The sequence below is a fragment of the Curtobacterium sp. 18060 genome (assembly GCF_902706105.1).
In the GTDB taxonomy this organism is placed as follows: Bacteria; Actinomycetota; Actinomycetes; order Actinomycetales; family Microbacteriaceae; genus Curtobacterium.
On the sequence record NZ_CACSJV010000079.1, the window covers coordinates 1 to 9,443 of the forward strand.

9 protein-coding genes are annotated in these 9,443 nt (G+C 65.9%); 5 read left to right on the forward strand and 4 right to left on the reverse strand.

All coding sequences use genetic code 11. The features are described 5' to 3' along the window. Nucleotides 1–49: 49 nt before the first annotated feature. The 3 genes from GVL05_RS19095 (at nucleotide 50) to GVL05_RS19105 (ending at nucleotide 3,281) form a co-directional block, all read left to right on the forward strand. The gene (locus GVL05_RS19095) at nucleotides 50–1,030 is read left to right on the forward strand and encodes an MFS transporter (RefSeq protein WP_235036070.1); all 981 of its coding nucleotides are present in this window, start codon (nucleotides 50–52) and stop codon (nucleotides 1,028–1,030) included. 272 nt (nucleotides 1,031–1,302) lie between these two features. Next, nucleotides 1,303–1,905: a helix-turn-helix domain-containing protein gene (locus GVL05_RS19100; RefSeq protein WP_159574173.1), complete on the forward strand. Its 603-nt coding sequence runs from the start codon at nucleotides 1,303–1,305 to the stop codon at nucleotides 1,903–1,905. Next, nucleotides 1,902–3,281, forward strand: a complete 1,380-nt coding sequence (locus tag GVL05_RS19105; RefSeq protein WP_159574174.1) for an MFS transporter — start codon at nucleotides 1,902–1,904, stop codon at nucleotides 3,279–3,281. The genes GVL05_RS19100 and GVL05_RS19105 overlap by 4 nt, the downstream gene beginning before the upstream one ends. A 70-nt stretch (nucleotides 3,282–3,351) precedes the next feature. On the opposite strand, the gene GVL05_RS19110 is transcribed toward GVL05_RS19105, so the two are convergent. Beyond that, a complete protein-coding gene (locus tag GVL05_RS19110) occupies nucleotides 3,352–4,623 on the reverse strand; it encodes an MFS transporter (RefSeq protein WP_159574175.1) in 1,272 nt (423 codons plus the stop codon). A gap of 351 nt (nucleotides 4,624–4,974) precedes the next feature. Here GVL05_RS19110 and GVL05_RS19115 point away from each other — a divergent pair, with 351 nt between their 5' ends. After that, entirely contained in the window at nucleotides 4,975–5,691 is a 717-nt protein-coding gene (locus GVL05_RS19115) for an alpha/beta fold hydrolase (RefSeq protein ID WP_159574176.1), read from the forward strand. A 58-nt stretch (nucleotides 5,692–5,749) separates the two neighbouring features. Here the strand turns inward: GVL05_RS19115 and GVL05_RS19120 are convergent, their stop codons facing one another. Both GVL05_RS19120 and GVL05_RS19125 read right to left on the reverse strand, forming a co-directional pair. Further along, nucleotides 5,750–6,175, reverse strand: coding sequence for a hypothetical protein (locus GVL05_RS19120; RefSeq protein ID WP_159574177.1), 426 nt, complete (start codon nucleotides 6,173–6,175; stop codon nucleotides 5,750–5,752). Between the two features lie 214 nt (nucleotides 6,176–6,389). Then, a complete protein-coding gene (locus tag GVL05_RS19125) occupies nucleotides 6,390–6,974 on the reverse strand; it encodes a TlpA disulfide reductase family protein (RefSeq protein WP_159574178.1) in 585 nt (194 codons plus the stop codon). 903 nt (nucleotides 6,975–7,877) lie between these two features. On the opposite strand from GVL05_RS19125, the gene GVL05_RS19130 reads away from it, so the two are divergent. Beyond that, on the forward strand, nucleotides 7,878–8,114 hold the full coding sequence (locus GVL05_RS19130) for a hypothetical protein (RefSeq protein WP_159574179.1): 237 nt from the start codon (nucleotides 7,878–7,880) through the stop codon (nucleotides 8,112–8,114). A 743-nt stretch (nucleotides 8,115–8,857) separates the two neighbouring features. Here GVL05_RS19130 and GVL05_RS19135 read toward each other — a convergent pair. Then, nucleotides 8,858–9,443: RHS repeat-associated core domain-containing protein (locus GVL05_RS19135; protein ID WP_200849280.1), on the reverse strand; the 586-nt coding region annotated here is incomplete at its 5' end.

Consider the following 9,443-nt stretch of genomic DNA (forward strand, 5'->3'; position numbering starts at 1 on the left):
CACCTTGTCCGCTCGATGCAGCCGACGGATCTCTGCCCACGTGTCCACTGTGATCACCCTCCTAGCGTCAACCAGGGGGTCCATCCCAGTTCGGCGTCAGGGGGTCCGTTCTACTTCGGCATCAACAGCAGCCGGCGCAACCGGGTTCCTTACCGGTGGACTGCTCACTACAGTGCTCGGCTGGCCGTCGGTGTTCTGGGTCAACGCACCGGTCGCTGCGCTCCTATTCGTCGGAGTGGCCCTCGTCGTGCGGGAGGAACCGGAGCCGCATCGGGCCGAACGGCTCGATGCCCTCGGCGCAGTCCTCCTCGTCGCCGCCGCGATGCCGGTCATCGCAGGCACGACCCTGCTCGAGGCACAGGCCACGCAGCCGCAGGGTGTTGGACTGATCCTCCTCAGTCTGGTGATCGCTGGGTTGTTGGCCTGGCGGCTCCGCCGCGCACGTGCACCGCTCGTGCCGCGGGATGCGTTCCGCGACACCAACCTCCGACGTGGGTCGGTGCAGTCATTCCTCAACACCGCGACCACCAGCTCATCGTCGGTGCTGGCAACACTCGTGCTCCAGGACCGCCTCGGGATACCAGCACTGCTGTCCGGGCTGGTCCTCATGGCATTCAGCCTCGCCGTCATCGTCGGATCCGTCGCAACCGGCCAAATCGCTCCCCGACTCGGACCAGACCGGTTGGCCGCAGTGGGGGCTGCAACCATCGCATGCGGTAACGCGGTCCTCGCTGTTCTAGGCCACTCGTGGCCGTGGATCGCGGCCGGCGTCGCCGTGATCGGCCTTGGCCTTGCAGCGGCTTCGGTCGCAGCGACCGGCCTGGGTACCAGCGTCCCGGCAGCCTTGGCCGGCAGCGCAGCAGGCATCGTGAACACCGGAGCGCAGCTCGGCACAGCGATCGGGACCGCCCTCATCATCCTCATCGCAACCGCATCGACCCCATCGGTCGGATGGGCGGTCGCCGCAGGAATCGCACTCATCTGCGCAGGGTGGTCCCGCCTCCGCCGCCAATCCGCCGCCACAACCTGACGACCCGCACCGACATGTCCGGTCACCGATCGGCTACTGAGACGGTCAGTACCTTGCCTGGACTGGCCAGTCGTGGCAGGTTTTGCCTGCTGACTCATCGACAGCACGTTTGAGAACCTTCGCCCCTTGCGGTGAATCAGAGCACCTTGCAACAAGCGGCGCTCACGCCTCAATCGCTCAACCTGCACGACCGGTCCGAGGCGGTCACTCGCGACTTGAACAAGTAGACAATAACCGTTGCGCAAGAACAGTTGAGCAACTACGTTACTTGCATGACCTCTCGCGACACGCTCCGTTCGACCCTCACCGACGCCGCTTCGATGCGGGTGCTGGCCCACCCGACGCGCCTGCGCCTTCTCGGATTGCTGCGCGAGCGAGGTCCCCAGACTGCGGCGCAGCTCGGCGACGTCGTAGATGAGGCCCCGGGCACGGTCAGCTACCACCTATCCAAGCTCGCCACGAGCGACCTCATCCACGCGGCCGAGCCGCAAAGCGCCGACCGGCGTGAGCGCTGGTGGCAGGCCGCAGCACCCCTCACTTCGTGGGAGCCGGCCGACCTGCTCGACGACCCAGCTCGCCTCAGCGCATCGGCCGCCCTCGAGAAGTCGATTGTCCAGGCGAACGCCGCGCGCTACCTCCAGTACGTCGACGCCAGACCGGCCCTGCCGCGGGAGTGGGTCACGGCAGCGGCTGGCGGCGACCGTGCGATCCGCCTCACCGTGACGGAGCTTGCCGCCCTGCGCGCCGAACTCGAGTCCGTCGTAGACCGCTGGGTAGATGTCGGCGCCGCGCACAGCCCCGACGCCGACGACGGGGCCGAGACGGTCGTCCTCGCCTATCACGCCTACCGGCACCCAGGTGGCGCGGGCGCGTGACTAAGAACACCCCGCCCACTGAGACGCCCGCTCCCGACGAGCGCCCCGCGCACGTTCACGCCGCGCAGAGCGACGCATCCGACAAGGGTGGCGACGGCAAAGCCGGTACGTCGAGTCGCGCGGCCCGCGCAGCCCTCGTCGCCCTCGTCGCCGCTCACGCGGTCTCGCAGACGGGCAACGTGGTCACGGCCTTCGCGGTCCCCTTCTACGTCCTCGCGCTCGGCGGCTCCGGCGTCGAGATCGGCGTCGCCGCGGCGTTCGCGACCGCGCCGGTGATCATCGGCGGCCCACTCGGCGGGGTCGTCGTCGACCGGGTCGGCCACCGTCGCGCCGCAATCGTGGCGGACGTCGTGAGCGGTGCCTCCGTCCTCGCGATGCCGGTGTTGGCGCTGACGATCGGTCTGCCGTTCTGGGCGTTGCTGGCGCTGGTCTTCGTGGGAGGCCTCCTCGACACCCCAGGGCAGACCGCTCGCCGCGTGATGCTGCCGGGCCTGACCGAGCGGGCGGGTGTCCGCATCGAGCGCAGTGTCGGCCTCCTCGACGGGTCCGAGCGCTTCGCGAAGCTGGTCGGCGCTTCCCTGGCGGGCCTCCTCGTGGCGGCCGTCGGCCCGATCGCGTCACTGTTCGTCAACGCTGCGACCTTCGTGGTGTCGGCGGTACTGACATGGGCGCTCGTCCCTCGCGATGCGAAGGCAGCAAAAGCAGACACGGGGATCGGGGGCGCGCGGCGCGCGTCCTTCTGGGGCGACCTCGCAGAGGGTGCTCGTTTCGTCGTGCGGGACCCGCTGATGCGGCTGCTGGTCGGGCTGGTGCTCATCACGAACCTCCTCGACGCCGCTCGCGGATCGACCCTGCTTCCCCTCTACGCCAACGACCGTCTCGGAGGCGCGGCAGCGCTGGGGCTGCTCGTCGCGACCATGGGTGGTTGTGCTCTCCTCGGCAACGTCGCCTTCGGTTTCGTCGCCCACCGGGTGCCGCGGCGGGTGACGTTTGCGGTGTGCTTCACACTCGCCGGCGGGCCGTCCAGTCTGGCGTTCGCGCTCGGGGCGCCGTTGCCCGTGCTCGTCGCAGCGACCGCGCTGGCAGGGCTCGCCGCGGGATCGCTCAACCCGATCCTCGCGACAGTCGAACTCGAGCGGGTGCCCGAGCACATGCGCGGCCGCGTCTTCGGCCTCATCAACGCGGGAGCGTGGGCTGGCGTCCCGTTCGGCGCCCTGCTCGGAGGGCTCGCCGCCGACACGATCGGACTCGCTTTCGCATTCGGCATCGTCGCGGCGGCTTACGTACTGACGACTCTCACACCGCTGACAGGCGGGTCGTGGCGATTGATGGAGAGGGGCAACTCAGCGCACCACGGCAGAAACGATCGTTCCTGACGTGTCCGGTGACCGATCGGCTATCGAGATGGTGCTTGGCCGGACATGGTTGTGTCCGGCCAAGCCTCACTCACGCGTCGATGTCGGTTAGCTCCGCAACTTGCACTCGTTGCGGCAGGCCTCGTACCGCTTCGCGCCAAGCCCATGCGGCAGTGAGGAACACACCTGTGGCGATGAGCCACAGCAGCCACGGCGTCCGCGAGTCCAACAGTCCGAGAGTGAGCGGGAACAGTGCCATACCGATCGAGCTCGCGGTCTGGAACACCCCGATCGCTCGGCCCCGGATGCGCGGGTGAGGGGATTCGGCCATGACCGCGTTGGCCGCGGGCAGGTAAATCATGTCCGCCGCGGCCAGCAAGACCGCGACCACGACGACGTAGGACCATGCGGCCAGCCCGTGCAGTGAAGGAAGGACGATCAGCGGCGCTGCCGTCGCAGCGGTCAAGACCGCACCGAGTGCGATGAGCGTCCCACGCTGCCGCCCAGCAATCCACCTGGTGACGGAGGTCTGGAGCAGTGCACACAGGCCGGTTGCGATAGCGAACTGAACGGGTGCGACCGCTGGGGACATGCCCCAGCGGTCGACGAACAGGACGCTGAACGCGACGTTCGGCAGCACCATGGCGGGACCAATCAGGAACTGCCCGAGCGTGATGAGTCGCATCGACCGGTCAGCGACGAAGGCGCGAAGGGATCCGGAACCGTCGACCTCGCCTGCATTGGTCGGTACCGCTGTTTGCGCGGATCGGTGCCCGGTGCGTTGCGTTGCGAACACGATGGCCGCTGCCACGCTGGTGACGACGTTGGCGAGAACGAGCCACCGCAACCCGTCCTGGTGACCGTTCGCGAGGGTGATTGCGGCGACGATCGCGCCAGTGCCGAGTGCTGCGGCTTTCGTCGCTTCGAGGAACGCGAACCACCGCTCGAATGGGCGGCCTTCTGCGAGGTCGTGGACGTAGGCAGTCCACGACGTCCAATAGAGCCGCTCGGACCCGTTGGCGAGGAAGATCGCTGCGAAGATCATCACCGGGTCGTGGGCGAACAGATAGAGCGTGAAGCCCGCTGCTGAGAGGAGGTTGTTGAGGATCATCGATGCCTTCGCACCGAACCGGTCGGTGAGGACGCCGCCGACGAGTCCGATCGGGAGGGCGACGAGTGATGCGACGGTGGAGAGGACACCGATCACCGCCAGTGGCACGTCGGTGGTGATGGTGAAGTAGACGATTGTCAGCGGCAGCGTGAGGCCGGCGCCGATGGTGTCGGTCAGGACTGCGAACGTGACGAAGCGGTGTTCGCGCAGGCTCACGAGTGAGGCCCGAAGCCGGGCAGGGGTGAAGAGCATGGATGTGATCCCGTGGAGTCGTCGCGCCGCCGCCAGGCGACGGCGCGGGCATGCAGAAGCACGCGAGCAGAATGCTCGCGGCGAGGAGAGGCCGACCGTGCTGGTCAGCTCAGTACTGCGTTGCCATGACTCCGGGAGAGATCGGACGCGGTCCGACAAGCTCGGGCGCAGGCTTCGTGGGGAACAGTCCACAAGGGGCGCAAAACGGCATCGTTGCCACCCTTCCCCATCGTCGGACCAGTTGCTCGAACGCTAGCAGCGTTCACGTTGACAGATCAACGTTTCCGTCTCGGTAACCGATCGGCTAACGAGACAGCCGGCCCGTGGAGCAGGATGTGCTTCGATACCCCGATGAAGCTCCACGTTGAGGTGCATGGCCAGGGGGACCGCACGGCGGTGCTGCTGCACGGGATGATTGGTTCTCGCGAGAGCTGGTGGCGAGTGGTGCCGCTGCTGGTCGCGAGCGGCTATCGCGTCTCAGTGGTCGATCTTCCGGGCCACGGACTGTCACCGCGCGACGACACCATGACGGTAGATCGGGCCGCCCGATCGATCGCGGAGTCCGTTGCCGACGAATGCGGACCGACGCCTGACCTCGTGATGGGCCATTCGTACGGTGCGATGCTCCTCGCCGCGGCTGTGGACGCCGGGCTGCTGGCCCCGGCGCTCTCGGTCTACATTGATGCTCCCTTCACGTCGCGCGGCGGCTGGGACCGCACCGAACTCACCGCCGAGTACGAGCAGGACAAACGAGCGCGCACGTACGACGGGCTTCGAGCATCGCGGCCGTTCTACAGCGACCAGGACTGCGTTGTCGAGGCTCGTGCAGCGGACCACTTCGATCCGGCCACGGCGGCGTCGCCGGCAACGGGCCCTGGGGTGTCCTTCGAGCCGGAGCCCGGATCGATCATCGTGCGAGCGAAGCCGAGCCTGTACGTCGATGACGTGACAGCGGCGCACCACGAGAGCCGGGGCGTGATCGTCCGGGACGTCCCCGGAGCAGCCCACTCCGTCTGGTACAGCCACTTTGACAAGTTCGTTGGCGCGCTGCCCGAGGTGTTCCAGTAAGCCATCGATCACTGGACAGCAGTCTGGACGCGCTCAGACCCGTCGGAACAGTTGCTGCTTACTTAGACCCATCCGAGCAGTTAGGGAGTGCCGCGATATCGGTGCACTCGTACTCTGTCCAACTGCCCTGGCCGTAGGTGTCGTATGCAGCGGTCGAAGCGACAGTGGCGCCCGAGCCCGCCGTCGTGACGAAGGAGGGGACCGGATCACCCTCGGTCGTTCGCTGGATCCATGTGAGCATGCCGACGTCGCCTGCTCTGCTTGCATCCATGAGGCACTTCAGGTTTTTCTTGGGAAGCGTTCGCTGGTGTCCTAGCTCCACGCTGCCGCAATTGGTGCCAGTCGGCGAGCTCACCCATCCAGGTGCGTCTGCGAGTTCACGAGCCGACGCAATGGGGTCTCCGGGAGACCCAGCGCACGCTGAGAGCAGCGGGAGCGCAGCCAGCACGATTCCCGCGGCGGCAACGCTGAGAGTCTTCTTCATGGGACGAGCATCGCCTACTCGCGCCGCTCGCTTGGTCACAGTCGAGCAACAGTCAAGCCTGCGGCATCGACGCAAGGCAACCGTTCGACAAGGCCACTGTCACTCACTCGTATCACCCGTGTACCGATAGCGGATCCCTCCGCGGGACGCAGCCACGCCGTCCGCGCTCGGCGCGCTGACCGGCTCGTTACTCAGAGGCTTGGGCGTTCCGTCGTCACTTGCTGGCTTCGTCGATCAGCGTCGTCAACACACTGCGGTTGATTGGTCCGAGGATGCGGGCGCTCACTCGGCCCTCCTCGTCGAGAACGATGGTCGCCGGCGTCGAGTTGGGTGCGTTCGTACCGGAGAACGCGAGCTGCACGGCCGCGTCCTCATCGACGGCGTTGCTGTACGAGACGTCGTGCTCCTTCACGAAAGCACGCGCGGTCGCTGCCGAGTCCCGGACATCGACGCCGAGGAAGGTCGCCTGCGCGTGCCGATCATCGCTGACGGCTTGGAGATCCTTCGCCTCGATCCGGCAGGGCGCGCACGACGCGTACCAGAAGTTGAGGACGAGCGCCTTGCCGCGGTACTCGTCGGCGCGGATGACCTTGCCGTCGAGGTCGTGCGTTTCGAAAGTGACCGGAGCACCACGATCGTCTGCGGCGTACTCCGTGACAGCACCGTCGCCCGAGATGTAGTTCTTCGTGTCACCGTCCCGGTACTGCTCGGCGAGTCCGTCGTTGCCGGTCGTACAGCCCGTGAGCGTCACGGCGACGCCGACCAACAGCGCAACACCCCAGACTCGAAGCACCCTCATGACGCCAGGGTACGCAACCTTGCGGGCAGAAGCGTGCCGCCCTCCCTCACCTCACGACGGGCCAAGGCCATCACGCAGCGAGCAGACGGAGAGGCTGTCGGACACTAGGCACCCGGGGCATGGGCCGTTGTGCGGTCGGGCAGCGTCCTTCGTTATGACCGTGATCTTCAATCTGACCGGAGTGTGTGACTCGGGCGTTCCGTCAACGATCCGGACAGTGGTGACTTCTCCGTGCCCGAGACCAATGGCGGGCAACAGCACAGCGTTTCGACACTGTCCGACCGCCGACCGCCGACCGTCGACCGTCGACCGCACCACGGCAACATCATCGGGTGGATCGTCCGCGTCCAAAGCTGATATGTACCTCGTCCGCGGCAACGCTGCCGTCCGGAAGCCGATCGGCGACCGGACAGCGCTCAGGTCGATGGAGCGGCGTCGGGGCCGATCGCGGTCACTGTCCCGATGAATCGAGCCGGTTCCTCGTCATCAGTGAAGGTCACGGGAGTGAGCTCGGAAACCGGAATCAGCCCACTCGCTCCTTCATCTGTCCTGAACCACACCGCGGGAACGGGGTCGCGGCCCTCCTCTGCTGCCAGCATCGCAGCGGCTGCGAGCTGTGGCCAATGCGCCTCCTGCTCCGCGGAGACTCCCATCGCTACCGTCTGAATCGTCAACACACGCACTCGTTCATAGTGCGCCGGAACATGCTCGAGCGCGTCCCGTATGCCGATCGGCTACCGAGACGGGATCACGACACGACTTTGAGAACGACGATCGTCATCAGAGCTGCAGTGCTCGTGTCATCTCGAGCAGCCGCAGTGTGCATACGGGCAGCCCTACGGTCCTCCGGTTGTCGTCACCGCTTACCAGCCTGGGCCGCCGCGCGGGTTGAGCATCACCAGCATGATCCTCGGCTTGGTGTCCATCGTCGCGGGCTTCACACTGGTCGTTCCGCTGGTCGGGCTCATCCTCGGCTTCGTCGGCATCCGGAGAGAGCCCGCCGGCCGCGGCATGGCGATCACCGGTCTCATCCTGAACGGCATCATCATCGCCGGCTGGGTGATCCTCTTCCTGATCATGCTCCTTGCCGGCATCGGCCTATTCGGCACCGCCGCAAGCAGCAGCTCCAGCGGCTACTAAGCGTTTCCGCGCCAACACGCGCCGTCGCGTACCGTTGTTCGTCGGGTTACACGAGCTGCACTACTCCCGCTGCTCGCTTTCGCTCGCCAAGTGGCCTCGTCGTTCAGGAGTGACAGTAGAACCCCCCCACCGAACTCGACCGCGTACTTGCCCTTGTCGAGGTACTCGGACTGCAGGTACGCGGCCCACGCCTGGGCGCCCTCGTCCGGTGATGCGCTAGCGATGGCATGGGCGGTCTACAGGACGATGTCGAACATCTGGAAGGGTCCGACCCGTGCGCCGGTAGCGATCCGCCAGGTCGTGTCCACGGTCTCTGGGTCTGATGTGACCCCAAGCCGATTCGCTTACGACCGCCCTCTCCCACTCTGAAGTAAACCGCTACGCCACATCACCACTTCAAAAACTAGAAATAATATAAATGCGACGAAGTATAACCCAGTACGTTGCCCGTCAGGCAGGTTCACATTTAACGAGATGACTATTGCGCCAATTAAGAAAGCGAGAAAAACGATTGCGGAGGTGATTGCCCACCCGATCGATACTCGTTTGCGGACTGCCGTGGCCCGAAGGCCCGCATTCCCGGCGATGATCAGCACAAATCCGAACAGCATCACTACGCGCCAGATTCCGTTGGGGTTCTCCGCGGCAATACCGCCGACTAGCACGCCGACTGCGCCAATGGAGAGCCCCACAAAGCTTGCGATCGATTTAACCAATTACGGCACCGCCCAACCGTGGATGGTTCACCAGAGCACACCCCGAGGACGAGCGTCGTTCGGAGGCACAGGCCGGTCCTTCACCAAGTAGAAGATCACGCAGCCGGCTCCGTACGAAAGCCCTCCGATGTAACCGTAGACGCCTCCAATTCCACTTAACCCGGCGACCCCCAGGTTGACAAAAGGCCCACACACCACGTCATATACTTCGGCGGGAGTGGCAAGACCGGTCGAGTCTTGCGCATTGACCGGGTCCCCTCCAACATATGCATACCGGTTGGCGTTGCTCGGGCTGAGGGGTGCGTCGAGGGTGTCGCGTTCGATCCACGCTCCCGTGGTGCTGGACTGCCACCGGTACCCGAACTTCGTCAGACCGTTGTCGGTGCTGGACGAGCGGAGACCAGCCTTAAATCCGTACGGGTTCTGCTGCCACTGCGCACTGTCACCGCCGGCCTTCACGGTTTCGACGCCGTAGGGGTCGTAGGCGACGGTGTACGCGGTCTTGCCGGTGTCCGCGATCGCGGCGGCCGGATTTCCGGTGCCGTCGATGACCCACATGCTCGTGGTGCCGTCCGTGGTCTGCAGGTCCAGGGGCTGCCCCGCGGACGGGTCG

Excerpts from the sequence above, each read along its gene's own strand:
- GVL05_RS19100 (WP_159574173.1), top strand. The coding sequence starts at position 1,303 with ATGACCTCTCGCGACACGCTCCGTTCGACCCTCACCGACGCCGCTTCG.
- GVL05_RS19110 (WP_159574175.1), bottom strand. The coding sequence starts at position 4,623 with ATGCTCTTCACCCCTGCCCGGCTTCGGGCCTCACTCGTGAGCCTGCGC.
- GVL05_RS19115 (WP_159574176.1), top strand. The coding sequence starts at position 4,975 with ATGAAGCTCCACGTTGAGGTGCATGGCCAGGGGGACCGCACGGCGGTG.
- GVL05_RS19120 (WP_159574177.1), bottom strand. The coding sequence starts at position 6,175 with ATGAAGAAGACTCTCAGCGTTGCCGCCGCGGGAATCGTGCTGGCTGCG.
- GVL05_RS19125 (WP_159574178.1), bottom strand. The coding sequence starts at position 6,974 with ATGAGGGTGCTTCGAGTCTGGGGTGTTGCGCTGTTGGTCGGCGTCGCC.
- GVL05_RS19130 (WP_159574179.1), top strand. The coding sequence starts at position 7,878 with ATGATCCTCGGCTTGGTGTCCATCGTCGCGGGCTTCACACTGGTCGTT.